Origin of the sequence: Baekduia alba (genome assembly GCF_028416635.1) — a bacterium.
Taxonomy (GTDB): domain Bacteria; phylum Actinomycetota; class Thermoleophilia; order Solirubrobacterales; family Solirubrobacteraceae; genus Baekduia; species Baekduia alba.
The window spans coordinates 4,317,933-4,343,385 of the sequence record NZ_CP114013.1; the positions used below are offsets into that span (position 1 = coordinate 4,317,933).

27 protein-coding genes are annotated in these 25,453 nt (G+C 74.5%); 9 read left to right on the forward strand and 18 right to left on the reverse strand.

Annotated features, from left to right (window positions below; genetic code table 11):
* Positions 1-2: 2 nt before the first annotated feature.
* Positions 3-1,229 (reverse strand): lipase family protein, encoded by a 1,227-nt coding sequence (locus tag DSM104299_RS21625; protein WP_272473733.1) that lies wholly within the window; start codon positions 1,227-1,229, stop codon positions 3-5.
* Between DSM104299_RS21625 and DSM104299_RS21630 the strand changes: the two genes are divergently transcribed.
* Positions 1,146-1,727, forward strand: a complete 582-nt coding sequence (locus DSM104299_RS21630; protein WP_272478109.1) for a TetR family transcriptional regulator — start codon at positions 1,146-1,148, stop codon at positions 1,725-1,727. The two genes, DSM104299_RS21625 and DSM104299_RS21630, sit on opposite strands and share 84 nt — an antisense overlap.
* Positions 1,728-1,859: 132 nt before the next feature.
* Here the strand turns inward: DSM104299_RS21630 and guaA are convergent, their stop codons facing one another.
* The 7 genes from guaA to DSM104299_RS21665 form a co-directional block, all read right to left on the reverse strand.
* On the reverse strand, positions 1,860-3,473 hold the full coding sequence (gene guaA, locus DSM104299_RS21635; protein ID WP_272473734.1) for a glutamine-hydrolyzing GMP synthase: 1,614 nt from the start codon (positions 3,471-3,473) through the stop codon (positions 1,860-1,862).
* 121 nt (positions 3,474-3,594) lie between these two features.
* Positions 3,595-4,833, reverse strand: a complete 1,239-nt coding sequence (locus DSM104299_RS21640) for a GuaB3 family IMP dehydrogenase-related protein (protein WP_272473735.1) — start codon at positions 4,831-4,833, stop codon at positions 3,595-3,597.
* Positions 4,834-4,979: 146 nt separating this feature from the next.
* Complete coding sequence (locus DSM104299_RS21645) at positions 4,980-5,939, reverse strand: 1-phosphofructokinase family hexose kinase (protein ID WP_272473736.1); 960 nt, start codon at positions 5,937-5,939, stop codon at positions 4,980-4,982.
* Complete coding sequence (locus DSM104299_RS21650) at positions 5,936-7,204, reverse strand: D-alanyl-D-alanine carboxypeptidase family protein (protein ID WP_272473737.1); 1,269 nt, start codon at positions 7,202-7,204, stop codon at positions 5,936-5,938. The genes DSM104299_RS21645 and DSM104299_RS21650 overlap by 4 nt, the downstream gene beginning before the upstream one ends.
* Positions 7,201-7,539, reverse strand: coding sequence for a LysM peptidoglycan-binding domain-containing protein (locus tag DSM104299_RS21655; protein ID WP_272473738.1), 339 nt, complete (start codon positions 7,537-7,539; stop codon positions 7,201-7,203). The genes DSM104299_RS21650 and DSM104299_RS21655 overlap by 4 nt, the downstream gene beginning before the upstream one ends.
* Positions 7,540-7,588: 49 nt before the next feature.
* Positions 7,589-8,542 (reverse strand): orotidine-5'-phosphate decarboxylase, encoded by a 954-nt coding sequence (gene pyrF, locus DSM104299_RS21660; protein ID WP_272473739.1) that lies wholly within the window; start codon positions 8,540-8,542, stop codon positions 7,589-7,591.
* 13 nt (positions 8,543-8,555) lie between these two features.
* The gene (locus tag DSM104299_RS21665; protein WP_272473740.1) at positions 8,556-8,834 is read right to left on the reverse strand and encodes an HU family DNA-binding protein; all 279 of its coding nucleotides are present in this window, start codon (positions 8,832-8,834) and stop codon (positions 8,556-8,558) included.
* Between the two features lie 210 nt (positions 8,835-9,044).
* Between DSM104299_RS21665 and DSM104299_RS21670 the strand changes: the two genes are divergently transcribed.
* The gene (locus DSM104299_RS21670; protein WP_272473741.1) at positions 9,045-9,185 is read left to right on the forward strand and encodes a hypothetical protein; all 141 of its coding nucleotides are present in this window, start codon (positions 9,045-9,047) and stop codon (positions 9,183-9,185) included.
* 159 nt (positions 9,186-9,344) lie between these two features.
* Here the strand turns inward: DSM104299_RS21670 and DSM104299_RS21675 are convergent, their stop codons facing one another.
* The 5 genes from DSM104299_RS21675 to DSM104299_RS21695 are packed head-to-tail and all read right to left on the reverse strand — an operon-like array spanning position 9,345 to position 13,278.
* Positions 9,345-10,802 (reverse strand): cation-efflux pump, encoded by a 1,458-nt coding sequence (locus DSM104299_RS21675; RefSeq protein ID WP_272473742.1) that lies wholly within the window; start codon positions 10,800-10,802, stop codon positions 9,345-9,347.
* On the reverse strand, positions 10,799-11,377 hold the full coding sequence (rdgB, locus tag DSM104299_RS21680) for an RdgB/HAM1 family non-canonical purine NTP pyrophosphatase (protein WP_272473743.1): 579 nt from the start codon (positions 11,375-11,377) through the stop codon (positions 10,799-10,801). Before rdgB ends, DSM104299_RS21675 begins: the two co-directional genes overlap by 4 nt.
* Positions 11,374-12,117: a ribonuclease PH gene (gene rph, locus DSM104299_RS21685; protein ID WP_272473744.1), complete on the reverse strand. Its 744-nt coding sequence runs from the start codon at positions 12,115-12,117 to the stop codon at positions 11,374-11,376. Before rph ends, rdgB begins: the two co-directional genes overlap by 4 nt.
* Positions 12,102-12,980, reverse strand: coding sequence for a glutamate racemase (gene murI, locus DSM104299_RS21690; RefSeq protein WP_272473745.1), 879 nt, complete (start codon positions 12,978-12,980; stop codon positions 12,102-12,104). The genes rph and murI overlap by 16 nt, the downstream gene beginning before the upstream one ends.
* A gap of 49 nt (positions 12,981-13,029) precedes the next feature.
* Complete coding sequence (locus tag DSM104299_RS21695) at positions 13,030-13,278, reverse strand: hypothetical protein (protein ID WP_272473746.1); 249 nt, start codon at positions 13,276-13,278, stop codon at positions 13,030-13,032.
* Positions 13,279-13,432: 154 nt separating this feature from the next.
* On the opposite strand from DSM104299_RS21695, the gene DSM104299_RS21700 reads away from it, so the two are divergent.
* Both DSM104299_RS21700 and DSM104299_RS21705 read left to right on the forward strand, forming a co-directional pair.
* Positions 13,433-14,263: a zinc ribbon domain-containing protein gene (locus DSM104299_RS21700; RefSeq protein WP_272473747.1), complete on the forward strand. Its 831-nt coding sequence runs from the start codon at positions 13,433-13,435 to the stop codon at positions 14,261-14,263.
* Positions 14,260-14,640 carry a hypothetical protein gene (locus DSM104299_RS21705; RefSeq protein WP_272473748.1) on the forward strand — a complete coding sequence of 127 codons (381 nt, stop codon included), beginning with the start codon at positions 14,260-14,262 and terminating at the stop codon, positions 14,638-14,640. The genes DSM104299_RS21700 and DSM104299_RS21705 overlap by 4 nt, the downstream gene beginning before the upstream one ends.
* Before the next feature lie 38 nt (positions 14,641-14,678).
* Here the strand turns inward: DSM104299_RS21705 and DSM104299_RS21710 are convergent, their stop codons facing one another.
* Positions 14,679-15,701, reverse strand: a complete 1,023-nt coding sequence (locus tag DSM104299_RS21710; protein WP_272473749.1) for a histone deacetylase family protein — start codon at positions 15,699-15,701, stop codon at positions 14,679-14,681.
* A gap of 197 nt (positions 15,702-15,898) precedes the next feature.
* Here DSM104299_RS21710 and DSM104299_RS21715 point away from each other — a divergent pair, with 197 nt between their 5' ends.
* The 4 genes from DSM104299_RS21715 (at position 15,899) to DSM104299_RS21730 (ending at position 21,489) form a co-directional block, all read left to right on the forward strand.
* Positions 15,899-17,365: an L-aspartate oxidase gene (locus DSM104299_RS21715; RefSeq protein WP_272473750.1), complete on the forward strand. Its 1,467-nt coding sequence runs from the start codon at positions 15,899-15,901 to the stop codon at positions 17,363-17,365.
* Between the two features lie 141 nt (positions 17,366-17,506).
* Positions 17,507-17,938 (forward strand): hypothetical protein, encoded by a 432-nt coding sequence (locus DSM104299_RS21720; RefSeq protein ID WP_272473751.1) that lies wholly within the window; start codon positions 17,507-17,509, stop codon positions 17,936-17,938.
* 93 nt (positions 17,939-18,031) lie between these two features.
* Complete coding sequence (locus DSM104299_RS21725) at positions 18,032-19,987, forward strand: hydantoinase/oxoprolinase family protein (protein WP_272473752.1); 1,956 nt, start codon at positions 18,032-18,034, stop codon at positions 19,985-19,987.
* Positions 19,984-21,489: a hydantoinase B/oxoprolinase family protein gene (locus tag DSM104299_RS21730; protein ID WP_272473753.1), complete on the forward strand. Its 1,506-nt coding sequence runs from the start codon at positions 19,984-19,986 to the stop codon at positions 21,487-21,489. Before DSM104299_RS21725 ends, DSM104299_RS21730 begins: the two co-directional genes overlap by 4 nt.
* Here the strand turns inward: DSM104299_RS21730 and DSM104299_RS21735 are convergent.
* Together DSM104299_RS21735 and DSM104299_RS21740 are read right to left on the reverse strand one after the other, a co-directional pair.
* Complete coding sequence (locus DSM104299_RS21735; protein ID WP_272473754.1) at positions 21,486-21,857, reverse strand: VOC family protein; 372 nt, start codon at positions 21,855-21,857, stop codon at positions 21,486-21,488. The two genes, DSM104299_RS21730 and DSM104299_RS21735, sit on opposite strands and share 4 nt — an antisense overlap.
* 58 nt (positions 21,858-21,915) lie before the next feature.
* Positions 21,916-22,374: a MarR family winged helix-turn-helix transcriptional regulator gene (locus DSM104299_RS21740; protein ID WP_272473755.1), complete on the reverse strand. Its 459-nt coding sequence runs from the start codon at positions 22,372-22,374 to the stop codon at positions 21,916-21,918.
* A gap of 48 nt (positions 22,375-22,422) precedes the next feature.
* On the opposite strand from DSM104299_RS21740, the gene DSM104299_RS21745 reads away from it, so the two are divergent.
* Complete coding sequence (locus tag DSM104299_RS21745) at positions 22,423-22,944, forward strand: hypothetical protein (protein WP_272473756.1); 522 nt, start codon at positions 22,423-22,425, stop codon at positions 22,942-22,944.
* Here DSM104299_RS21745 and DSM104299_RS21750 read toward each other — a convergent pair.
* Entirely contained in the window at positions 22,839-23,996 is a 1,158-nt protein-coding gene (locus DSM104299_RS21750) for an MFS transporter (RefSeq protein ID WP_272473757.1), read from the reverse strand. The two genes, DSM104299_RS21745 and DSM104299_RS21750, sit on opposite strands and share 106 nt — an antisense overlap.
* Positions 23,993-25,066 (reverse strand): Gfo/Idh/MocA family protein, encoded by a 1,074-nt coding sequence (locus DSM104299_RS21755; protein ID WP_272473758.1) that lies wholly within the window; start codon positions 25,064-25,066, stop codon positions 23,993-23,995. Before DSM104299_RS21755 ends, DSM104299_RS21750 begins: the two co-directional genes overlap by 4 nt.
* Positions 25,067-25,453 lie beyond the last annotated feature (387 nt).

The following is a 25,453-nucleotide window of genomic DNA, read 5'->3' on the forward strand; positions in this document are numbered from 1 at the left end:
GCTCACGGCTTCAGGAGCTTCTTGAGGTACTTGGTCGCGTCGGCTCCGCCGGCGCCGGCCGTGATGCCCGCGTGGTCGACGCCCGCGACCTTGTTGTAGGTGATCTTCGTGGCACCGTCGTCCTTCAGCTCGGTCGCGAGCTGGTCGGTGAACAGCGGGATGACGGTCTGGTCGGCGGTGCCCTGCTCGATCAGCAGCGGGGTGCGGATCGCGAGGTGCGACGGGTCGTTGGCGTCGAGGAGCCGGCGCAGCTGCGTGAAGTCGACGCCCGGCTTGAACATCGCGGCGGGCGTGAGGCCGAGCTTGGTCGCCGCGGCGCCGAGCTCGGGCAGGCACTGGCTGGCCGCCTCGTTGGTGAGCTGGATGCCGTCGGGCGTCAGCACGGTCGCGGGGTCGAAGGCGGTCAGGCTCATGCCGGCGTCGCCGTACGCGGCGGCCAGCCCCTCGCCGATGATGGCGACCAGCGCAGTCAGCCCCGCGTTGGGCTGCGTGATGCCGGTGGTCAGCGGGATCTGCTCGTCGAGGTGCGAGGCGGGCGCGAAGGCGACCGTGCCGGCGAGGTGCAGCTCGGGCGTGTACTTCGGCGCCTCGGCCGCCGCGAACAGCGCGGCGTGACCGCCCTGGGAGTGGCCCGCGATCGCGATGTCGGTGGAGAGCTGACGGGGCGCCGCCTGACGGGCCGCGCGGACCATGTCCAGGACGCTGTGACCCTCGGTGACGCCGACCAGGTACTCGTGCTCGTACAGCGTGCCGAGGCCCTGGTAGTCGGTGCGGACGACCGCGTAGCCGGCCTTCAGCCAGGTCGTGAGCAGCGGGTAGATGTAGGCGTTGTAGGGGTGCGCCGACGAGCCGGCGACATCCCGCGACGGCGCGCACTGGTCGGCGATCCCGGTCGTGCCGTGCGCCCACGTGATGACCGGCCACCCGGCCTTCGGCCGCTTGCCCTTCGGGATCGAGACGACGCCCGAGACCGGCACGACGTCGCCGTGCACGTCGGTCGAGCGGTAGATGATGACCTTGGTCTGCGCCGCGCCGGGGACGACGGCGGCGCCGGTGAGCCGGCGCTGGCGGATGAGGTCGCCGTGCGCCTTGCCGGGGAGCTTGGCCGGCGGCGGAGCGGTCCGGTAGAACGGGTCGCCGGACGGATCGGCGGCGCTCGCGGCGCCGGGCAGCACGGCGGCGAGGATGGCGATCGTGGCGGCGAGGACAGGCGCGACCCGGCGGGACATCGGCCGACCCTATCCGCTGGTCGGACCCACGCGGCCGAGGCGGCCGGGGTCGGCGCGGGCACGATCTACCGCGGCTTCGGCTCCAAGCGCGACTTGCTGTTGGAGCTGCTCGGCGAGCGCGAGCGCGAGCTCCAGGACGCCGTCATCTCCGGCCCTCCCCCGCTCGGCCCCGGCGCGCCGGCCGCCGAACGCCTCGTCGCGTTCTTATTGGCCTTGCACCAGCTCGTCGGCGAGCACCGCGCGCTGTTCCTCGCGGCCGACGAGTCCTCACCGCTCTCGCGCTTCAGCCTGTCCACCTACGCCGCCTGGCGCCAGCACACCGCGATCCTGCTCCGCCAGCTCCATCCCGACGCCGACGCGCTGACGCTCGCCGACCTGACCCTCGCACCCCTCACCGCAGCCGTCCACGTCCATCTCCTCGACGAACGCGACCTCGACCTCGACCCGAAGCACCTCCAGGCCGAGATCGAGCGCTTCGCACGGCTGCTCAGCGGCTGAGGGCTACTCCCACGCAGTGGGGATGGGCTGCGGCCCGGATCGTCGTGGCTGGGGCCGCACGGCGAGCGCCGGCGGGCGCCAGCCCGTCAAGCCCCGTCGGGTGGCTCCAGGCGCGACGAGGCGGCCCGCAGATCATTCCCACTCGATGGTCCCGGGGGGCTTCGACGTGATGTCCAAGACGACGCGGTTCACTTCGCGCAGCTCGTTGATCATCCGCGAGGCGATCTGCTCGAGGAGGTCGTAGGGCAGGCGGGCCCAGTCGGCGGTCATCGCGTCGTCGGAGGTGACGGCGCGGATGACGACGACGTAGCCGTAGGTGCGCTCGTCGCCCTGGACGCCGACGGTGCGGACGTCGGGCAGGACGCAGAAGGACTGCCACAGCTCGCGGTAGAGCCCGGCGCCGCGGATCTCGTCCTGGAGGATGTAGTCGGCGTCGCGCAGGACGTCGAGGCGCTCCTTGGTGGCCTCGCCGCCAACGACGCGGATCGCCAGGCCCGGGCCCGGGAACGGCTGGCGCCAGACGAGGCGCTCGGGCAGTCCCAGCTCAGCGCCGACCGCGCGGACCTCGTCCTTGAAGAGCGCGCGCAGCGGCTCGACCAGCTCGAACTCGAGGTCGTCCGGCAGGCCGCCGACGTTGTGATGGGACTTGATCGTCGCCGCGCCCGTGCCGCCGCCCGACTCGATCACGTCGGAGTACAGCGTGCCCTGCACGAGGAACTTGGCGTCACCGATCTTCGACGCCTCCTCCTCGAAGACGCGGATGAACTCGGCGCCGATGATCTTGCGCTTGGCCTCCGGCTCGCTCACGCCCGCCAACCGGTTCAGGAACCGGTCCTCGGCGTCGACGGCGACCAGCGGGATCTTGTACAGGTCGCGGAACGCCTTGATGACCTGCTCGCCCTCGTTCTTCCGCATCAACCCGTGGTCGACGAAGATGCACGTGAGCTGGTCGCCGATCGCCTTGTGGACGAGCACGGCGGCCACCGAGGAGTCGACGCCGCCGGACAGCCCGCAGATGACCTTCGCGTCGCCGACCTGGGCGCGGATCCGCGCGATCTGCTCCTCGACGATCGACGCCGCGGACCAGTTGAGCTCCGCACCGCAGACGTCGCCGAGGAACTTCTTCAGCACGTCCTGCCCGTAGGGCGTGTGGACGACCTCGGGGTGGAACTGGATGCCGTAGATCCCGCGCTCGGTCGACTCGAACGCCGCCACCGGCGACGCCGTCGACGACGCGAGCGCCGTGAACTCCGGCGGCGCCTCGAACACCGTGTCGCGGTGCGACATCCAGCACGACTGCTCGGCGGGCAGGCCGTCGAGCAGCGTCCCGTGCTCGCGCACCGTCAGCTGGGACCGGCCGAACTCGCCGACCTCGGCGCCCTCGACCTTGCCGCCCAGCTTCAGCGCCAGCAGCTGCATGCCGTAGCAGATGCCCAGCACCGGGATGCCGAGCTCCAGCAGCTCCGGGTCGAGCTTCGGCGCGCCGTCGGCGTACACCGACGCCGGGCCGCCCGACAGGATCAGGCCCTTGGGCTTGCGCCGCCGGACCTCCTCGGCCCCGACGTGATGCGGCAGCAGCTCGCTGAACACGCCGCACTCGCGGACGCGGCGCGCGATCAGCTGCGAGTACTGCCCGCCGTAGTCGAGGACGACGACCTCGTCGACCGCCGTCGGGCGGTCGAGGGGCGCCGACTCGTCGGCGAGCTCCGTGGCCGCCGTCGAGGCGGTGACGAGGTGATCACTCATCTGACGGGCCCCTCGACGCCGCTCGCGGCGTCATCGCACCGGACAGGTGCTGCCGCACGATGCCCGGCGCTCTTCCTCGCGAGCGACGACGATGGGCGCGTCAGACTTTGCATAGATCGTCCTACGAACCCGCGAGGGCGGGGGTCTTCTCCTCCGCCGGGGTCGAGGACGCCGGGCCGTGGGCCCCGACCGCCGCGCCGCGTGAGCCCATGCCCACGGCCTGCGAGGTCTGGAGCTGCTTGCCCTCGGTCTGCAGCGACGGGGCGATCATCAGCTCGGCCCGGTTGAACTCGGCGATGTCCTGGTAGCCGCAGGTCGCCATCGATGTGCGCAGGCCGCCCATGAGGTTGAACGTGCCGTCGTTCTCGCGGGCGGGGCCCACGAGGATCTCCTCGAGCGTGCCGTTCTGCGTCGTCGCCACCCGCGCGCCGCGCGGGAGCGTCGGGTGGAACGTCGCCATGCCCCAGTGGAAGCCACGGCCGGGCGCCTCGTGGGCGCGGGCCAGCGGCGAGCCGATCATCACGGCGTCGGCGCCGCAGGCGATCGCCTTGGAGACGTCGCCGCCGTTGCGCATGCCGCCGTCGGCGATGACGCGCACGTACTCGCCGGTCTCCAGCATGTGCTGCGAGCGGGCGGCCGCGACGTCGGCGATCGCCGTCGCCTGCGGGACGCCGATGCCCAGCACGCCGCGCGTGGTGCACGCCGCGCCGGGGCCGACGCCGACGAGCACGCCGGCCGCGCCGGTGCGCATCAGGTGCAGGCCCGTGTGGTAAGAGGCACAGCCGCCGACGACCACCGGAACCGGCAGATCGGCGATGAACTCCTTGAGGTTCAGCGCCTCGGAGGTCTGCGACACGTGCTCGGCCGAGACGACCGTGCCCTGGATGACCAGGATGTCGAGGCCTGCGTCGAGGACCTTCTCGTAGTACTTGTTGACGCGCTGGGGCGTGAGCGAGGCGGCGGTGACGACGCCCTGCTCCTTGATCTCCCGGATGCGCTGGACCATCAGGTCCTCGTCGATCGGGGCGCGGTAGATCTCCTGCATCTCGCGCGTCGCGACGTCCTTGGGCAGGGCGGCGATGCGCTCGAGCTGCTCGTCGGCGTCTTCGTAGCGGGCGAAGATGCCTTCGAGGTTCAGGACGGCGAGGCCCCCGAGCTTGCCGATGATCCCCGCGGTGCGGGGCGAGACCACCCCGTCCATCGCGGACGCGAGCAGCGGCAGCTCGAAGCGGTAATCACCCAGCTTCCAGGAGACGTCGACGTCATCAGGGTCACGGGTGCGTCGTGAAGGCACGATCGCGATGTCGTCGAATCCGTAAGCTCGGCGGGCCTTCTTCCCGCGGCCGATCTCGATCTCCATTAGCGAATCCTAGGTCTGGGGCCGGACGAAAAGACCCCGCGCAGACGGGGTCCAGGACGGGCGTTGCGGCGTGATGTGGCGGCAACCAAACACGCGCCAACCACAGTAGCAATGGGTTCGTACGGAACCGAACAGCGGGCGTGGCTTCAGGACACTTCGGCCGGCGCCGACAGCGCTCTGACCTCGACGTCGGAGAGCAGCCGGTCGACCTCGCGCGCCTCGACGAGCCCCGCGCCCAGGTGGTTCGTCGACTCCGCCCCGCAGGCGACGCCGTAGGCCAGGCAGTCGGCCGGCGACTTGCCCGAGTAGCGCGCGGCGACGTAGCCGGCGAGGAACGCGTCGCCGGCGCCGACGCCGGCGACGTCCTCGCGCGTCGGCACCGACACGCGGAAGCGCTGCGCGTGGCCGTCGACGAGCACGCACGCGACGCACCCGTCCTCCAAGGTCATGATCGCCTCGCGCGCCCCCTGCTCGACCATCTCGCCGACGGCGATGATCCGGTCCTCGTCGTCGTTGAACTCATGGCCGACGAGCTCCTCGGCCTCGAGCACGTTGGGCGAGATGACGTCGGGCTCCGCGCGCGCGGCGTGGCGCAGCGGCTCGCCGTCGGTGTCGATCAGCGTCATCACGTCGGACTTGCGCAGCTCGCGGATGAGGTGCGCGTAGATGTCGGAGTCGACGCCGCGGGGCAGCGAGCCGGCCATGACCACCATGTCCGCGCCGCGCGCGAGGTAGAGCAGCTTGTCGCGGAAGAGCTCGAGCTCCTTCTCCGACACCGCGGGCCCGCGCTCGTTGATCTCGGTCTGCTGCCCGTTGGTCGGGTCGTAGACCGCGGTGTTCGTGCGCGACTCCTCCCGGATGCGGACGAAGTCGTTGAGGATCGACTCCTCGGTGAGCTGGTCGACGATCCGCGTGCCGGTCGGCCCGCCCGCGAAGCCCGTGGCGATCACCGGCTGGCCGAGGGTCTTGAGCGCGCGGGCGATGTTGACGCCCTTGCCGCCCGCGGCCGTCCGCTGCTCGACGGTGCGGTGGCGCCGCCCCAGCCGGAAGTTGGGGACGGACAGCGACTTGTCGATCGCAGCGTTGAGGGTGACGGTGATGATCACGCGACGGGTGCCCCCTTGCCGGCGCGACGGCTCTGCTTCCGCCGCACCGCGCGCCGCCGGAGCAGCACGAGGTAGAGGCTACAGACGCCGAAGGCGGCGAGGAGGGCGAGGGTCATCGAGCTGCCGAGCCAGTCCTGCAGGCGGTCGAAGAACGTGGCGGCGTCGACAGCGCCGGCGGTGACGACCGGGACGTGCGCGACGACCTTCCCGCGCTGGGTGATCGTGATCGTCCCGACGCGCGAGCCCTTGGGCAGCGGGCCGTCGATCGTGGCCGGGACGTCGTTGACGGTGACGACGATCTTGTCGCCGCGGCGCGCGGTGCGCCGGATCGTGCGCTCGGCGACGAGGTTGACGTGCGTGTCGCGATGCGCGAGCGCCGACTGCCCGACGAGCTGGCCCGCCTTGATCGCCGTGACGACGTGGTAGCGGGCCAGGCCGTACTTCAGGAGCTCGAGGCTGTCGGAGTCGCGCGCCGCCTCCGACGGGTCGCCGAGGACGACCGAGACCACCGTGATGCCGTCGCGGCTCGCGGAGCCGACGAGGATGTAGCCGGCCGAGTTGGTGTGGCCGGTCTTGACGCCGTTGACCGCCGGGACGCCGCGGACCAGGAGGTTGCGGTTGAGGAACGTGCGCGGGTGGTCGCCGGACTTCAGCGTGACCTTCGGCAGGTTCACCGTCGTGCGCAGGAACGCGTTCTGGCGCAGGATCAGCGTCATCTTCGCCAGGTCGCTGGCCGTGGAGTAGTTCTCCTCGTTGTCCAGGCCGATCGGGTTGGCGAAGTGCGTGTCCTTGAGGCCGAGCTGCCGCGCCTTGGCGTTCATCATCTGGACGAACTTCGCGCGCGAGCCCGCGACGCGCTGGGCGAGCGTGGCCGCGGCGTCGTTGGCGGACGTGACGAGCAGCGCGCGCAGGAGGTCGCGGACCGTCACGCGCTCGCCGCCCTCGAAGCCGGCGAGCGACTCGACGGGGCTGCCGTGGTAGTCGACGGTCGTCATCACGTCGTCGAGCGCCGCGTGCTCGACCGTGATGAGCGCGGTCATGATCTTGGTCGTCGACGCGATGCCGCGACGCTGGTCGGCGTTGCGCTGGTAGACGATGTCGCCGGTCGCGGGCTCGACGAGGATCGCGGCGGGGGCGCGGACCGAGGGCGTGCTGGCGGCGCCCTGGGCGGGCGCGGCGCCGGGGGCGATGAGGGCGATGACGACCAGGACCGCGGCGACCGCGGTGCCCGCCGCCCGCCGGAGTGCGGACGTCGAGCCGGTCATCGAGGCAGCTTCAGCTTCTGACCGGGGTGCAGGGCCGACGCGTCGACCTTCGGGTTGGCTTCCTGGAGCGCGGCGATGTCGATGTCCTCCTTCGACGCGATCACCGAGAACGAGTCGCCGGACTTCACGACGTAGGTCTTGGACTTCTTCGTGCTCTTGCGCTTGGTGGTCGACGTCGTGCCCGTCGCGTTGCCGGTGCTCGACTTCGTCGACGAGGTCGTCTTGGCGCCGCCGTCGTCGGACAGCAGCTCGTGGTCGACGACCGTGTAGATGGCGACCGCGCAGGTCACGAGGGCCAGCGGGGCCAGCCAACGGGCAGGGGAGCGGCGGCGCATCAGGGCCGCAGGATAGGGAGCGCGCCGGTCTGGACGCGGCAACGGGCGTTCAGCCCAGCGCCCACGCGGCGGTGCGGAGGCGTTCGGCCTCGGCGCGGGCGGCGGCGGCCGGCGACGCGGGCGCGCCCGGCTGCTCGTGGGCGCGGACGAGCGACCGCGAGGCGGTCACGAGGCCGGCGGCCCGGCCGGGCGCGAAGGCCGGCGCGAGGTCCTCGACGCGGCCACCCTGCGCGCCCACGCCGGGCAGCAGGAAGATCGCGTGCGGGAGCAGCTCACGGGCGCGCGCGAGGTGCTCGGGCTCGGTGGCGCCGAGGACGGCGCCGACGTCGGCCAGCCCGGACTCGGGCGCCAGGTGCTCGGCGCCGAGCCGCGCGACCAGCTGCGCCACGCGGTGCCAGACGGCGCCGCCGTCTGCCAGGCGCGCGTCCTCGACGTCGGCCGCGCCCGGGTTCGAGGTGCGGACCAGGACGAACAGGCCGGCGCCGTGCTCGCGCCCGACGGCGGCGAACGAGCCCAGCGTGTCGGCGCCCATGTACGGGGCGACGGTCATCGCGTCGGCGCCGAGGCCGGGGATCGTCTCCCCGTCGAGGCCGGGCGTCGCGCCGATCAGGCCCTGGGCGTAGGCGGTCGCGCTGACGTCGATGTCGCCGCGCTTGGCGTCGGCGAGGACGAACAGACCGGCCGCGCGGGCGTGCGCGACGGTCGCGCCGAGCGCGGCCCAGCCGGGCGCGCCGAGGCGCTCGAAGCACGCGACCTGCGGCTTGACCGCGACGATCGCGTCGCCGACCGCGTCGATGACGGCGCGGCAGTGGGCCAGGACGGCCGCCGCGGCGCGGGCCGCGGGCGTCGTGCCGTCGGCGGCGCGCACGGCGTCCGGCCAGAGCCGCGCCGGATCCGGGTCGAGGCCGAGCACGATCTGCGACTCGCGCTCGGCCACGATCGCCGCCAGCCGGTCGGCGACATGGACGTCGCCGGTCGGCCGCGCGGCCCCAGATGGGGACAAAGCGGCCAGTGGGCTAGCCGCCCTTGACGGCCTTCTTGAGGCCGGACCCCGCGGTGAACCGCGGCACCTTCGACGCCGCGATCTGGATGGGCTCGCCCGTGCGGGGGTGGACGCCCTCGCGTGCGCCGCGGTCGGCGACGTGGAACTTGCCGAACCCGGAGAAGGTGATCTCGCCACCGCGGGCCAGCGTCTCCTCGATGACTCCGAGGACGGCGTCGACCGCCGTGGCGGCCTCCTTCTTGTCGAGGTCGCCCTTCTGGGCGACGTGATCGACGAACTCGCTCTTCGTCACTGCGGTCCTCCTATCGAGGGTCGTAGTCGGGGCGACGCTAGCAGCGTGGTCGGCCATGGCCGCCGCTCTCCAACGCGGTTTTCCGCCCTCCGCGGCCGCGAAACCCCGCATGCTGCGGGCCTGTCGCGGACGGTCGGCGGGGCAGTGTGGTGCCCCCGCCGGACGGATCGGGAGGCAGGCGTCGCGGCGACCGTCCAGAATGTGGCTCCGATGACCCTGCAGCGCATCGCCTGGCTGGTGACCGTGGTGGCCCTCCTGATCGGGGCGCTCATCATGTTGGTGTCCAACTACCAGGGCTACGCGGCGCTGTTCACGGCGGTCGCCGCGTCGGCGGCAATCAACCTGCGCTGAGCGGCGGCGGAGTCCGCTCGCGGCGAGCGGGCTTGGGGCTGTTTTGCAGGCCTTTCGCGCCGCGCGAGCGTGGGCGTCCGGGGACGCGGCGCTGCCCGCGCCTCACCCTTCGGGATGCGGGGCGGCCCGACCCGGCGGCGACCTCGCGCCCGGGCGCGGCTAGCCCGGCGACTCCTCCGGCTCGGTATGCACGATCACCTCGTCGATGGTCGGCGCGCGGTCGCGGATGCGCCGTTCGAGCTCGCTGGCGACGTCGTGGGCCTGGTCGAGCGTCTGCGACCCCGCGAGCCGCACGGTCAGCAGCACGACGAGGCCGACGTCGGCCGTCCGGAAGCGCAGGTCCTCCGGCTCCGAGCCGGTCAGATCACGGACCACGGCCCGCACGATCCGCTCCTCCTCGGCGACCTCCGAGCGCTGTGGCTGGGCGCCTTCGGCCTCGGCGGAGAGCGGCTCGATGTGGGTGTGGATGTCCACGACCTCGGGCACCGCCGTGTGGATCGCGGCCTCGACCGCGCACGCGATGTCGTGCGCGGCGCCGAGGCCGAGCGCCGCGGGCAGCTTGAGGTGCAGCGACAGCTCGGGCTCGCCGTCGACGTCGACCACGCGCACGTTGTGGACCTCGCGCACGCCGCGCACGGTCAGCGCGGCCGCGCTCGCGCGCTCGCGCAGGTCGCCCTCGGCGGTCCCGGGCTCGACGTGCACGACGACGTCGCTGCCGGGCAGCTCGCGCCGCACCGCGTCCTCGATCGAGTCGGCGACCGCGTGGCCCTCGCCGAGCGCGGCGTCGGGCGGGACGGCGACCGTGGCCTCCACGAAGTTGCGGCCGGCCGCGGCACGTACGCGCAGGCGGCGCAGCTCGACGTCGGGCTCGGCGTCGCGGATCGCGGCGCGCGCGGCCGCCTCGGCCTCGGCGGGCGTGGCGTCCATCAGCACGTTGACGTTGCGCCGCATCAGCCGCACCGCGGCGACGACCACGAGCACCGCGACGACGAGCGCGGCGATCGCATCCGCCTCGGGCGTGCCGCTGGCGGCGAACACCAGGCCGATGAGCACCGCGACCGTGCCGAACATGTCCGAGGCGAAGTGCACGGCGTTGGAGGCGAGCGCCGGGCTGCTGTGGCGGACCGCGGCGCGGTGGGAGATGAGCAGGCGCGAGACGTCGACGACCAGCACCACGCCGAGCACCGCGAAGGTCCACACGGTGGCGTTGACCTCGTGGCTGCCGCCGCCGGTGAGCCGGACGAGCGCCTGCCCGGCGATGAACGCGCTCGCCAGGACCAGGAAGCCGCCCTCGCCGAGCGCGGCGAGGTGCTCGGCCTTGCCGTGGCCGTAGGGGTGGTCGCGGTCGGCCGGCCGCACCGCGACGCGCAGCGCCAGGAACGTGAGCAGCGCGGCGACGAGGTCGGTCCCGGAGTGCACGGCCTCGGCGACCAGGCCGAGGGAGCCGGACAGCAGGCCGGCGACGAGCTTGAGCGTGACCAGGAACGCGGCGGCGAGGACGGAGCCCAGCGCCGACCGCAGGATGACCTGCGTCGACCCCGCACCGCGCGGGCCGTCGCCGGGATCGGGCGCCCCGCCGGACGGCGTGGCGTCGTCGGTGGCGGCGACCGCGCTCATCCGCCCAGGTGCTCGCGGAGGTGGGCCGCGGCGCGGCCGCGGTGGCTGATCGCGCCCTTCTCGGCCGGCGTGAGCTCGGCCATCGTGCGGCCCGCGGGCGGCGGGATCTCGTCGTCGGGCAGGAACGCCGGGTCGTAGCCGAAGCCGCCGTCGCCCCGCGGCCGCGCCGCCAGCGTCCCGGTGCAGCGGCCCTCGAAGTGCGCTTCGGTTCCGGCCGTCGGGTCGACGAGCGCGATCACGCAGACGTACGCCAGCGCGCTGCCGGCGGGCGCCTCGACGAGCAGCTTGTCGAGGTTCTGCGCGTCGGTCGCGTCCTCCCCGGCGAATCGCGCGGAGTAGACGCCCGGCCGGCCGCCGAGCGCCTCGGACGCGATGCCGGAGTCGTCGGCGATCACCGGCACGCCCAGCGCCTGCGCGGCCGCGCGCGCCTTGCCCAGGGCGTTCTCGGCGAACGTCGTCCCGGTCTCGGGCGGCAGCGCGACGGCGGCCGGCAGCGCGACGACTTCGTGCGGCGCGAGCAGCGCGGAGAACTCCTCCGCCTTGTGGTCGTTGCGCGTCGCGAGGACCAACCTCATGGCCTTGCTCCGGCCGCGATCGCCGCGTCCTGCACGCGGCGCAGCTCGACGATCCCGCTCTCGGCCAGCCGCAGCAGCTCGTCGAGGTGCGCGCGGCTCAGCGGCGTGCGCTCGGCCGTGGCCTGGACCTCCACGAGTCCGCCGTCGCCGGTCATGACGACGTTGGCGTCGACCTCGGCGCTCGAGTCCTCGGGGTAGTCGAGGTCGAGCAGCGGCACGCCGTCGACGATCCCGCACGAGATCGCGGCGATCGAACCGGTCAGCGGCGAGCGCGGGATGGTGCCCGCCGCGACGAGCTTCTCGCACGCGAGCGCGAGCGCGACGTAGGCGCCGGTGATCGACGCGGTCCGCGTCCCGCCGTCGGCCTGCAGCACGTCGCAGTCGAGGTAGATGGAGTTCTCGCCCAGCGCGGAGAAGTCCACGACGCCGCGCAGCGAGCGGCCGATCAACCGCTGGATCTCGACCGTGCGGCCGTCGGCGCGGCCCTTGGTGACGTCGCGCGCCTTGCGCGACCCCGTCGACGCGGGGAGCATCCCGTACTCGGCGGTGACCCAGCCCAGGCCGCTGTTGGCGCGCCAGCGCGGCACGCCGTCCTGCGCCGACGCCGTGCAGATCACGCGCGTCTCCCCCATCGAGATCAGCGCCGAGCCCGACGCGGTCCGGACGAAGCCGGGCTCGATGGTCACCGGCCGCAGCGCGTCGGCGCCACGGTCGTAGGAGCGGGTCACGGTCGCGGCCACGCGGGCACCTCGGCGTTCGGGGAGGGCGCGAGGTCGACGTGCTCGACCTCGGTCAACGGCATCTGCAGGAAGCGGGTGCCGAGCGCGCGGAACGCGCCGGCGTCGCCGGTGCAGAGGAAGGAGTAGGTGCCCTCGCCCGCGCGCCCCGAGGCGAGGTCGCGCGAGCCGAGGACGTGCTCGACCTGGCGGGCCAGCGCGGCGCCGGACGTCACGATCGTCGCGTGGCGGCCGAGCATGCGCTGGATCATCGGGCGCACGAGCGGGTAGTGCGTGCAGCCGAGGATCACGGTGTCCACGCCGGCCTCGACGAGCGGGGCGCAGTAGCCGCGGACGACGTCTTCCAGCTCACGGGTGAACAGGTCGCCGCCCGGCGGGTCCTGGACCAGCGGCGCGAGGTCCGGGCACGCGACCGCGAGCAGGTCGACGTGCGGGTCGACGGCCGCGACCGCCCGCTCGTAGGCGCCCGAGGCGACCGTGGCGCGCGTGGCGAGCAGGCCGATCCGGCCGCTGCGCGTGACCGCGACCGCCTGCGCCGCCTCGGGCCGCACGACCCCGATGACGTCGATGCCGAGCGTCGTCTCCAGCATGCGGCGTTGCAGGGCCGGCAGCGCCGCGGACGTCATCGAGTTGCAGGCGACGACGAGCAGCTTGGCCCGGCGCGCGATCAGCTCGTCGGCGATGTCCATGCCGAAGCGCTCGAGCTCCTCTGGCGTGCGCTCCCCATACGGAAAGCGCGCGCTGTCGCCTAGGTAGACGTAGTCCTCCTGGGGCAGCGAGACGAGGAGCTCGTGCAGCACGGTGAGCCCTCCGACGCCGGAGTCGAAGACGGCGATCGGACGGTCGCGCGGGTCGGCGGCGGGCACGCCGCCCATCGTAGGCGGCGTGCCCGAAGGAGCGCGGGCGGCCACGTCGCTACTTGGACTTCGGCGGATCGCCGACACCGTCGATCGAGTCCTTCAGCTTGCCGATGATCGTCGCGCCGAGGTCGGTGCCCGACTTGGTCTTCAGCGCGACGATCGCGGCCATGATCCCGGCGATGAGCAGGATCAGCCCGATGTACTCGACGGTCCCCTGCCCGTCGTCGCGGGCGATGAGGGCGCGGTGGGCCTTGTGCAACTCGTGATGGGTCGTCGCGTGAGCGAAACCCAGGGCGCGGTACATACGTCTCTCCAAGTGATGCGGGTGAACGAGATGACCGAGATGCTGGGCTGCCGCGCGTGACGGATCTACGCGCGAACGTGACGAAAGCGCGCAGCGCTGGCGACGGAACACGCTGGTATGGTCCGGACCGGCGCCGAAGAGGCGCCTTCTTCCTATGAAGGGTCCCCTCCGCCGCATCAGCCTGCGTCGGCGTCCAGCCGAGGCGAGCCCGCAGGAGTCGCAGCCCACGATGGTCGCGCCTCCGCAGGCGCCGCCGGCCGCTCCGCTTCCCGCCGGCCTCGCCCCCGAGGACGTCGCCCCGTCCCGTCCCAGCTTCCGCGACCGCGGGCGGCTGCGGCGCCGGCTGCGCTACCTGCGTCGCGTCCGCGAGCTGGGCTTCCGCGACCTGGGCGGCCTGGCCTTCGACCTGCACCGCTTCGCCCGGCGCAACGACGAGCTGGTGCTCGGCAAGCTGGCCGCGCTGGACGCCGTGGACCGTGAGCTGCGCGCGATCGAGCGGGTGCTCGACGAGCGCCGCGACATCGTCGAGCTGCGCGAGCCGGGCGTCGCCGCGTGCCCCCGCTGCGGCGCGCTGCACGGCAGCGACGCGCGGTTCTGCCCCCAGTGCGGGACGCAGTTCAGCGGGCCGCTGGCGATGGTCGAGGTCGGCGGCGTCGCGACGCCGGCGCCCGAGGCCGCACCGTCCGCACAGCATCCGCCAGCGGTGAGTCCCGCTGAGCTCGCTTCAACGCCCGTGTCCGGCGCACTGGAGGGCAACCCGCCGGCCGAGACGCCCCCGGTGGAGGAGGCGCCGACGACGGTGACCGAGGGCGACGCGCCCGCCGGTCCGACGCCGGGCCCCGACGCCCCGACCACCCCCGGCGACTCGCCCACCCAGGCGTTCCGGCCGGTCGGCGGCGAGGGCCCGAGCCACCGCGAGTCCAACGGCTCGCCGTCGGTCAGCAGCGGCGACCCGCTCGCCCAGCGCGAGCGCCCCGAGGCGTGAGCGCGCACGAGCCGCCGCACGTGCCCGGGCCCGCCCCGGTGCCGTTGCGGTGCCCGCGCTGCGGGGCGAACGTCGCGCCGGAGCAGGACTGGTGCCTGGAGTGCGGCGCGCCGGCCAGGACGCGGCTCGCGCCGACGCCGAACTGGCGCGCGCCGATCGCGCTCGTCGCCGTCGTGGTCCTGCTCGCCGGCGTCGCGCTGGCCTTCGCCTTCACCGCGCTGACCGACGACGACGGCACGATCTCCGCCGCCACCTCGGCGACGACCGCGCCCGCCCAGCCGAACGAGACGACGCCGCAGACGAGCGTCCCGACCGCGCCCGCCGCGACCGCGACCTCCCCCGCCGCCTCCGCGGCGATCCCGGGCAGCGGGGGGTAGCTGGGCCCCAGGGGGCGATTTCACGCCACGACCAATGGCTACCCCAAAAGCCCCGCGTGCCGCGCGAGGAACCCCTCGCTCAGCGCGTGCACCGGCAGCTCCGGCGCCGCGACGGCGCCTTCCGCCCCGAGCACCTCGAGCGTCGCCACCAGGCCCCTCGACAGCGCGCCGAGGTCGTAGCCGCCCTCCAGGACGACGCCGACGGGAACGTCCAGCGCGTCGGCGACCGCGCGCACCGACGCCGCCATCGTGGCGTAGCCCGCGTCGGTCACGCGGCCGTCGGCCAGCGGGTCGTCGGCGTGCGCGTCGAAGCCCGCCGACACCAGGATCAACCCAGGCCTATAAGAACGGGCGAGCGGCACCACGACGTGCTCGACCAGCGACCCGTACACGTCGTCGCCGCTGCCCGGCGGCACCGGCAGGTTGACCGTGTGCCCGCGGCCCGCGCCGGCGCCCGTCTCCCCCGCCGCGCCCGTCCCCGGGTAGAGCGGCCACTGGTGGATCGACGCGAACAGCACCTCGTCGGTGTCGTAGAACACGTCCTGCGTGCCGTTGCCGTGATGGACGTCCCAGTCGAGGATCAGCACGCGCTCGATCCCGTAGCGCGCGCGCGCCCAGCGGGCGCCGACCGCCACGTTGTTGAACAGGCAGAACCCCATCGAGCGCCGGATCTCGGCGTGATGGCCCGGCGGGCGATGGAGGGAGACCGCGAGCCGCGGCGCGTCGGCGCCGTCACCGCCCAGCAGCGTGTCCACGACCCCGACGGCGCCGCCGGCCGCGTGCAGCGCCGCCTCCCACGATCCCGGCGAGACCACCGTGTCGGCGTCGATCGCGCCGCCGCCCGACACGCACAGCTCGTGCAGGCCGTTGATCAGCCGCGCCGGATGCACCGCCTCGAGCTGGCCGCGCGTCGCCTCCGGGGACTCGGCGCGGGCGAAGCCCAGCCAGTCGCGCGCCTCGAGCGCGCGCTCGATCGCGACGATGCGCGCCGGCTGCTCCGGGTGCGGCCCCGGGTCGTGCAGCAGCGACGAGGGATGTGAGAGCAGGACGGGTCGAGCCATCGCGTGGCTACGCTACCCGCGCGGCGGTGTCTGGGACGCCCGCCACCAGCTGAACGAAGGGCGCCGGCGCTAGGGTCCTGGCGGTGTCTGGGACGCGCGCCGCGAGCTGAACGAAGGGCGCCGGCGCTAGGGTCCTGGCGGTGTCTGGGACGCGCGCCGCGAGCTGAACGAAGGGCGCCGGCGCTAGGGTCCTGCGCGTGTCCGGTCCCCCGCCGTCCCCCACTGTCGACGCCGAGGTCGCGGTCGTCGGCGCCGGCGCCGCCGGCCTGTACGCCGCGCTCACGGCCGCGCGCGCCGGCGCGCGCGTAGCCCTCGTCTCCGCCACGCCGCTCGCCCAGACCGCGTCCTACTGGGCGCAGGGCGGGCTCGCCGCCGCGCTGGACCCGACCGACTCGCCGGACCTGCACCGCCGCGACACCGAGATCGCCGGTCGCGGCATCGTCCGGCGCTCGGCCGCCAGCCTGCTGTGCCGCGAGGCGCCCGGCGCCGTGCGCGAGCTCGAGGAGCACGGCGTCACCTTCGACCGCGACGCCAGCGGCGGCCTCGCCCTCGGCCTCGAGGGCGGTCACTCCAAGCGCCGCGTCGTCCACGCCGGCGGCAGCGCCACCGGCCGCCGCGTCGTCCGCCAGCTCAGCGCCGTCGTCGTCGAGGAGCCCCGGATCGAGGTCCTGGAGCAGGCCCGCGCCGCCGCGCCCTGGACCGTCGACGGCCGCTGCGTCGGCGTCGTGCTCGAAGACGGCCGCGCCGTCCGCGCGCGCGCGACCGTCCTGGCCACCGGCGGCGCCGCCGCGCTCTGGGCCCGCACGACCAACCCGCCAGGCTCCCTGGGCATCGGCATGATGCTCGCCCACGCCGCCGGCGCCGCGCTCGCCGACCTGGAGTTCGTCCAGTTCCACCCGACTGCGGTGACGGGCATCCCGGGCCGTGAGGGCTTCCTGGTCTCCGAGGCGATCCGCGGCGAGGGCGCCACGCTCCTGGACGCCAACCACGAGCGCTTCGTCGAGGAGCTCAAGCCGCGCGACGAGGTCGCGCTCGCCGTCTTCCGCAAGATGGTCGAGCAGGACACCAAGAACGTCTGGCTCGACATGCGCCACGTCGACCCGATGGCCTTCCCGAACATCGTCGGCGCGCTGCGCGAGTCCGGCCTGGACCCGGCGACCGAGCTCGTCCCGGTCAGCCCCGCCAGCCACTTCTGCATGGGCGGCGTGGTCGCCGACCTGGACGGCGCGAGCAGCGTGCCCGGGCTGTACGTCGTCGGCGAGACCGCGTGCACCGGCCTGCACGGCGCCAACCGCCTCGCGTCCAACTCGCTGACCGAGTGCTTCGTCCAGGGCAAGCGCGCCGCGCTCGCCGGCCTGTCGGAGCCGCGCCTGCCCGTCGCGCCCGAGAACCCGCCGCAGACGACGGCGATCGTCGCGCCGACCCAGGCGACCCGCGACGCCCTCTGGCTCCACGCCGGGCTGCGCCGCGACGCCGACGGTCTGCGGCAGCTCAGCGCCGATCCGCACCCACTGGCGCAGATCGTCGCCGCGTGCGGCATGCTCCGCCAGGAGAGCCGCGGCGCGCACTTCCGCAGCGACTTCCCCGAGGTCGATCCAGCCCTCGACGGCCACCACGCCGTCGTGCGCAACGGCGGTTCCCCCGCCTTCGAGTCCTGGACCTGAGCGGCGCTTCGCGCCGGTCGGCTGAACGCCGGCACCCTCTTAACGCGAACTCAACAGACCGTGCGTTGGTGCTTCATGAGGCCGGGGCACGATGGATCCGGTCGGGGAGCCAGCCAAGCCCAGGGTCAAGGGGAGGTCAGCATGTACCAGTTCAGCCGAGGGATGTACCGGGAGCTCGCCAAGGACGTCGACGCGTCCGTCTGCGAGGAGGCGCACCAGCACGTCCTCCACGCATGCGAGCAGAACATCGAGCGACTCGTCGGCGATCGTCATTACTTCGCGCGGCCCGCGCGAACGCTGTTCAACGACATCCGGCGCTACTTCCCGATGACGGCGCAGGCGCGGGTCTGGAGCGTCGTCCAGCGCTACGTCGCGTGCGCCGAGGAGTGGCTCGACCGCCTGCCGCAGAACGGCATCGACGTCAACGGCCAGCCGCTGCAGTGCCGCGCGACCACCCGCCGCGGGACCGCCTGTCAGCGCATGCCGCTGCCGCACAACGGCTACTGCCCGTCGCACCAGCACCTCGCCGAGACCGAGGAGCTCGACGACGTGCGCGAGGCCATCGCCGCGTAGCACCCCGAGAAGCTTGGAGGCAGCACCCCGCGAGGCGCGGACCGGCTCCCCGACCGAGGAGACGCGGCCCGCGCCTCGATAGGTTCCGTCCCGGTGCTGCTCGGGGTCGACGTCGGAGGGACCTTCACCGACGCCGTCCTGGTCGACGGCGGGCGCCTCGTCACGGCCAAGGCGCCGACGACGCCCGAGGACCAGTCGCGCGGCGTGCTCGACGCGGTTCGCGCCGCGCTGCAGGCCGCGGGCGATCGCGCGGCGGGCGACGTCGCGGGCTTCGCGCACGGCATGACGGTCGCGACCAACGCGCTGCTGGAGGGCGTCGGCGCGCGGACCGTGCTGTGCGCCACCGAGGGCTTCGTGGACGTCGTGGAGCTCGGGCGCCAGGCCCGTCCGGAGCTGTACCGGCTGTGCGCCGACCGGCCGGCGCCGCTCGTGCCGCCGCAACGCCGTGTCGCGGTGCCGGAGCGGATGGGCCCGGACGGCGTCCTACGCACGCTGACCGAGGACGCCGCGCGCGCCGTCGCCGACGCGGTCGCGGCGCTGCGCCCGGAGGCGGTGGCCGTCGTGCTGCTGCACGCCTACCGCCATCCGGAGCACGAGCAGCGGCTGGGTCGCGCGCTGCGCGAGCGGCTCGGCGACGACGTCCACGTCTCGCTCTCCCACGAGGTCACCGCGACGTTCCGCGAGTTCGAGCGCGCCGCCACCACCGAGGTCGACGCCGCGTTGTCGCCGCTGTTGCGCGCCTACCTGCGGCGGCTCGTCGCCGGCGCGCGGGACGACGGCCTCCCGGAGCCGGCGATCATGCAGTCCAGCGGCGGGCTGACGGACGCCGCGACCGCGGCGGGCCACGCGGCGCTCACGGTCCTGTCCGGGCCCGCCGGCGGCGCCGCGGCGGCCGCGCTGCTCAGCGCCCGCCTCGACGAGCCCGACCTGCTGTGCTTCGACATGGGCGGGACGTCGTGCGACGTCTGCGTCGTCGAAGGCGGGCGCGTGCGCATCAAAGGGACTCACCCGCCCCGCGAGATCGGCGGCCGCCCGCTGGCGCTGCCGATGGTCGACATCCACACCGTCGGCGCCGGCGGAGGCTCGATCGCCTGGCGCGACGCGGGCGGCGCGCTGCGCGTCGGGCCGCGCTCGGCGGGCGCCGACCCCGGGCCGGCCTGCTACGGCCGCGGCGGCACCGAGCCGACGGTCACCGACGCCAACCTCGTCCTCGGGCATCTCGACGCCGAGCGCCCGCTGGCCGGCGGCGTGCGCCTGAACGCCGACGCGGCGCGGCGCGCGGTCGCCGCGCTGGCCGACGAGCTGGGGCTGCCGGACGCGCGGGCGTGCGCCGAGGGCATCGTCCGCGTCGCCAACACCGAGATGGTGCGGGCGCTGCGCGTCGTCACCGTGGAGCGCGGGATCGACCCGCGGCGCTTCGCGCTGCTGGCCTTCGGCGGCGCCGGCCCGCTCCACGCGGCGGCGATCGCCGAGGAGCTCGGCATCGGGCGGATCGTGGTGCCGCGCGCCGCCGGCGTCCTCAGCGCGCTCGGCCTCGCCGCCGCCGAGCGCCGCCGCGACAGCGCCCGGTCGGTCCTGCTGCGCGGCGCGGCGCTGACCGACGACGCGCTGCGCCAGCTGGCCGGCGACGCCGACGAGGTCACGTGGGACGCGCGCTACGTCGGCCAGTCCCACGAGCTGTCGCTGCGCGACGTGCCGCCGGCCGCCGACGCGCTGCGCGAGGCGTTCGCCGCCGCCCACGACGAGCGCTACGGATACCGCGACGACGGCGCCGAGATCGAGCTGGTGACCGTCCGGACCGCGCGCGTCGAGGCCGGGCCCGAGGTGCGCTGGGAGGCCGAGGACGGCGCCGCGCAAGACGCGGTGGTCGGTCCCACCGTCGTCCACCTGCCCGAGGCGACGCTCGTCGTGCCCGACGGCTGGCGCGGCGCGACCGACGCGACCGACGCGGTGCTCCTGGAGCGCGCGGAAGCGCTCGCCGAGGGAGCTCGCCTTCCGGGCGGGAGCTCGCCGGAGGCTCCCTCCCGCGGCGGTGGAGGGCCACCATGAACCGCCTCGACCCCATCGCCCTGCAGGTCGCCACCGGCGCGCTGCGCGCCGCGTGCGAGGAGATGGGCGCCGTCCTGATCCGCAGCGCGCACTCGGCCAACATCAAGGAGCGCCACGACTGCTCGACCGCGCTGTTCGACGCGCACGGCGAGATGGTGATGCAGGCCGAGCACATCCCGGTCCACCTCGGCGCGATGCCGGCGTCGGTCGAGGCCGTGCTGGCCGAGGACCACGCCGAGGGTCGGTCCTGGGTCCTGAACGACCCCTACCGCGGCGGCACGCACCTGCCCGACATCACGGTCGTCACGCCGATCAAGGACGATGACAACACGTTGTTGGGGTTCTCGGCCTCGCGCGCGCATCATGCCGACGTCGGCGGCCGCGTCCCGGGGTCGATGCCGTTCGACTCGCGCACGCTCGACGAGGAGGGCGTGGTCATCGCGCCGCGCGTCCTGGACGACGCGGCGATCGAGGACCTGGTGGCTCGCATGCGCCAGCCGGCCGAGCGCCGCGCGGACCTGCGCGCGCAGCTGGCGGCCAACCGCCTCGGCGCGCTGCGCGTGCGCGAGCTCGCGGCGCGGCTGGGCGCCGAGGGCCTGCGCGACGCGTTCGCGTCGGTCCTCGACTACGCCGAGCGCCGGACGCGCGCGTGCCTGGCCGAGCTGGAGGACGGCACGCGCGAGGCGGTCGACGTGCTGGAGGGCGTCGACGGCGACCTCGAGCTGCGCGTCGCCGCCACCGTCGCCGGCGACCGGCTGATCCTGGACTTCACCGGCAGCGCCGGGCAGGACCCCGGCAACCTCAACTGCCCGGTCGCGGTGACGCGCAGCGCGTGCCTCTTCGCGGTCCGGGTGCTGACCGACGCCGACATCCCGCCGTCCGCCGGCGCCCACCGGCCCGTCGAGGTGATCACCGAGCCCGGCACGCTGCTCGACGCCCGCGCGCCCGCCGCGGTCGCGGCCGGCAACGTGGAGACCTCGTCGCGCGTCGCCGACCTCGTGTTGAAGGCCTTCGGGCGCGCCTGCGGCCAGGGCACCATGAACAACCTGACCCTGGGCAACGACGACTTCTCCTACTACGAGACGCTCGGCGGCGGCCAGGGCGCGTGCCCGGACGCCGACGGCCCGTCCGCGGTCCACGTCGCGATGTCCAACACCTTGAACACGCCGGTTGAGGCGCTGGAGCTCGAGTTCCCGCTCCGCGTCGTGCAGTACGCGGTCCGCCGCGCCTCCGGCGGCGCCGGCGCCTTCCACGGCGGCGACGGCGTGATCCGCGAGGTCGAGGCGTTGACCGAGATGTCGTTCTCGCTGATCACCGAGCGCCGCCGCCACGCGCCGCCAGGGGCCGCGGGCGGCGCGGACGGCGCGACGGGCCGCAACGTCCTGGACGGCGAGGCGCTGCCGTCCAAGGCCGGCGGGACGCTGCGCGCCGGCCAACGCCTCCGCCTCGACACGCCCGGAGGCGGCGGGCACGGCGCCGCCGCCTCCGACCCGTCCGGCTAGGACGCCGCCGGCGCCTGCAACAGCCCGACGACCACGCCGTCGGGGTCCGCGAACTGGGCGAGCGTCACGCCCTCCATGATCGTCTCCGGCCCGAAGAGCTTCTGGCCCCCGAGCTCCTCGGCCTTGGCGAGCGTCGCGTCGATGTCCGGGACCTCGATGTAGACGACCGTGCGGGGCGGGGAGCCCTCCATCGCCCCGGCGACGCCGCCGGCGATGCCGCGGTCCTGCGAGCCCTCGCCCGGGTCGACGAGGCCGTACTTCATCGGGTTGTCGGCGTTGATGCTCCAGCCGAGCAGGTCGCCGAAGAACTGCCGGGTCTTGTCACCGTCCTTGCCGATGAACTCGAAGTGCACGACGGGGTTGGCCATGGTGGTCTCCTTGATCGAGTGTGCGTGACCGTCTCAAGACGGCGACCGTCACGCAAACTCATCGCGCTCGCGGATCGGCGTGCGCGAGCGCCTTGGCGGCGAGGCGGTGCAGCTCCGCGCGCTCGGCCGCCGACAACGGGGCCAGCAGCTCCTGCTCGGCGGCGACGACGCGGCGCTCCGCGCCGGCCAGCGCGCGCCGGCCCTTGGCGGTGATCGTCACGCGGTGGCGGCGGCGGTCGTCCGGATCGCGGTCGCGGCGGACGAGGCCGCGACCCTCCAGGTCGTCGAGCACCCCCACCAGGTCGCTCGGGTCCTGACGCAGCCGCGTGCCGAGGTCGCGCTGCGACGACGGGCCGAAGTCCTCGAGCGCGGCCAGCGTGGCGACCTGGCCGAGGCGCAGGTCGCCCTGGGCCGTCGCGGCGACCGAGCCGGCGCGGGCCGCGCGACCCAGGAGCGACAGCACGTAGCTGGGCAGCGCGAGCAGCCGCGGAGGCAGGAGCAGATCGTCGTCGGCCATGGGACCACCCTACCCTAGGTGGACCCAATCGTTGGTATCGTCCCACGAATGACCCTCTCCTCCCTCGCCGGCGCCTGGGCCGGCACCGAGACGCTCTCAGACTCCCCCTGGTCGCCCGGCGGCCTCGCCCACGGCCGCCACGCCTTCGCCCTCGGCCTCGACGGGAAGGTCCTGCTCCAGGACTACGTCGAAGAGCGCGACGGCGCCGTCGCGCTCACCGGCCACGGCGTGCTCATGCACGACACCGAGACCGACGACGTCCTCTGGTTCTGGTTCGACTCGATCGGCTTCCCGCCGCTGTCACCGTCGCGCGGGCGCTGGAACGGCGCGACGCTCACGCTGCACAAGGAGACGCCACGCGGCGTGCAGCGCGCGACGTTCTCCCTCGCCGGCGACCGGCTCGAGCACCGCATCGAGGTCCGGCTCGGCGACGCGACGGAGTTCGCGACGCTGGTGACCGCGACCTACGCGCGCGAGACGGACGCGCCGCCCGCGCGCACGACGACCGCCGCCAGCGCGAGGCAGACCGCGCCGGCGCCCGCGAACGCCAGCTCGCTTCCCGCGTCGTAGAGCGCCAGCCAGCACACCGGCGCGAGCGCGTTGCCGGCGAACTTGAAGGCGCCGATCACCGAGACGGCGCCGCCGCGGTTCGCCGGCGCCGCGCCGACCGTCAGGACGTTCAGGCCCGCCCACAGCAGCGCCGAGGCGACGCCGGTCGCCAGCCAGACCAGCCCGAGCCCCAGCGCGCCGCCCGTGAGGCCCAGCAGCGGCAGCAGGACCACGCACGCCAGCGCTCCGCAGACGGCGACGGCGACCGCGCCACGCCGGTCGGTCAGGTCGCCGGCGGGCCGCCCCGCGACGACGCCCGCCGCGCCGAACGCCGCCAGCAGCAGCCCGCGCGCGGTTGGCCCCAGGCCGAAGGCGTCGCCGGCGCGCAGCGCGACCACCACGCCGAGGCCGGTGATCGCGAAGAACGCCAGGAAGGCCGCGCCCGCGGTCCAGCGCGTGCGCGACGTGAGCGCGTCGCGCAGCCGCGGCCGGACCGCGGCGGCGCCGCCCGGCGTCGCGGCGCGCGCCTCGCCCGGCGGCGCCGACTTCCACGCCAGCACCAGCGCCGCGAGCGCTGCGACGACGAACGCCAGCCGGTAGTCCAGCGCCCCCGCCAGCCCGCCGACGAGCGGCGCCCCGACCACGCCCGCCGTCTGCACCGCGGCGAACGTGCCCATCGCACGGCCGAGGTCGCGGTCCTCGGTCGCGTCGGCCAGCGCGGCCAGGACCAGCGGCGTCGTGAACGCGTTCGCCGCGCCCTGGACCGCACGCGCCACGAGGAACACCCCGAACCCGCCCGCCGCCGCCGCCCACAGCGAGGCCAGGGCGTACACGACGAACGCGACCCGGGTCGCGCGCCGGCGCCCGAACCGCTCACCCAGCGTCCCGGACACCAGCTGCAGCACCGCGAACGGCACGAGGTAGGACGTCAGCGCCAGCGACGCCGTCGACGAGGACACGTCGAACGCGTCGCGCAGCTCCGGGATCAGCACCGTGACCATGCCGCCGCCGAACGGCCCGATGAAGCCGCCGGCGTACAGCGCCGCGCGCGTGGCGCGGCTCTCGCCGCTCACGCGACCGCGACCACCACGCCACGGCGCGAGCTCTCGCGCGCGGCCTCCAGCAGCTCCAGCACCCCGGTCGCCTGAGCGGCCGTCACCGGCGGCGGCGCGCCGTCGCGGATCGCCGCGGCCACGCCCGCGTAGAACCCGTCCCAGCGCCCGCGCTCCAGCGCCACCGGCGCGGCGCTTCCCGACCCGTCGTGGAACCACGCGCCGCCGACCGCCGCGACGTCGCGCACGCCGAAGCCCGGATCCGTCGGCCGCACACCGGCCCGCAGTTGCGCCTCCTGCTGGTCCAGGCCCCAGGACACGAACGCGCCGCGCTCGCCCAGGACGCGGAACCGCGGCGGCCCATCGGCCGCGTGCACGCCCGCCCACAGGTGCGAGCGAACACCACCAACATGCTCCAGCGCGACGAAGACGTCGTCCTCGACCACCGCGCCCGGGCGCCGCACGTCGAGCTCGGCGTACACCGTCGTCACCGGCCCGAGCAGCTGGACCGCCTGATCCGCCAGGTGCGACCCCAAGTCCAACAACAACCCGCCGCCGTCGGCCGGGTCGCCCGCCTCGCGCCAGACGCCCTCGCGGATCGCCGGGCGCCAGCGGTCGAAGCGCGACTCGACGCGCAGCACGCGCCCCAGCCGGCCCGCCGCGAGCTCGCGTCCGAGCGTGAGCTGGTCGTCGTCCCAGCGCCGGTTGTGGAAGACGCTCAGCACGACGCCGCGCGCGTCCGCGGCCGCTCCCAGCGCGCGCGCCTCGTCGGCTCGGACCGCCAGCGGCTTGTCGACGACGACGTGCTTGCCGGCGGCGATCGCCTCGCACGCGAGCGGCACGTGGAAGCGGTTGGGCGAGGCGACGACCACGAGGTCGACGTCATCGAGCGCGTCGGCCAGCGCGTCGACCGCGACCGCCTCCGGATGGTCGTCGCGCAGTCGCGCGCGGCGGTCCGCGGAGCGCGTCACGACGGCCCGCAGCGCGAGCCCGTCGGTCGCCGCGATCAGCGGCGCGTGGAACGTCGAGCCCGCGAGTCCGTACCCGGCCAGCGCGACGCGCAGCGGCCCGTTCTGCCCGGAAGATGCCATGAACGGCCACGCTAGCGGGGACCAACTAAGGGGTGCCTGGCGCTTGGAGTCGGGAAGAGGTAAGGGGTCCCCTCAGCGGAGTAAGGGGTCGAGGCGCGCAGGTCGCACCGTCCGCCCGATGTGGCGGACGCGACTCAGCAGCAAGATGCTGTCCATGCTCCTCCTCCTCAACCAGCCTCTCGCCGCGGTCCGCGACGAGGACGCCATGCGCGCTGGCCAGCGGAGTCGACCCCTGCCGCGCATCCCTCAGCGTGCGGCCCTCCTCGGTCGACTCCGCGGCCGGCGCGATGCGCGTCGCTTCCGCGCAGCCCACGTCTAGCCCGGAGCGCTCCCCACGCTCCCTCTCCCCCGCCCTGTCCCCGACCCTTTGGCCCCTCAGACGGTCGA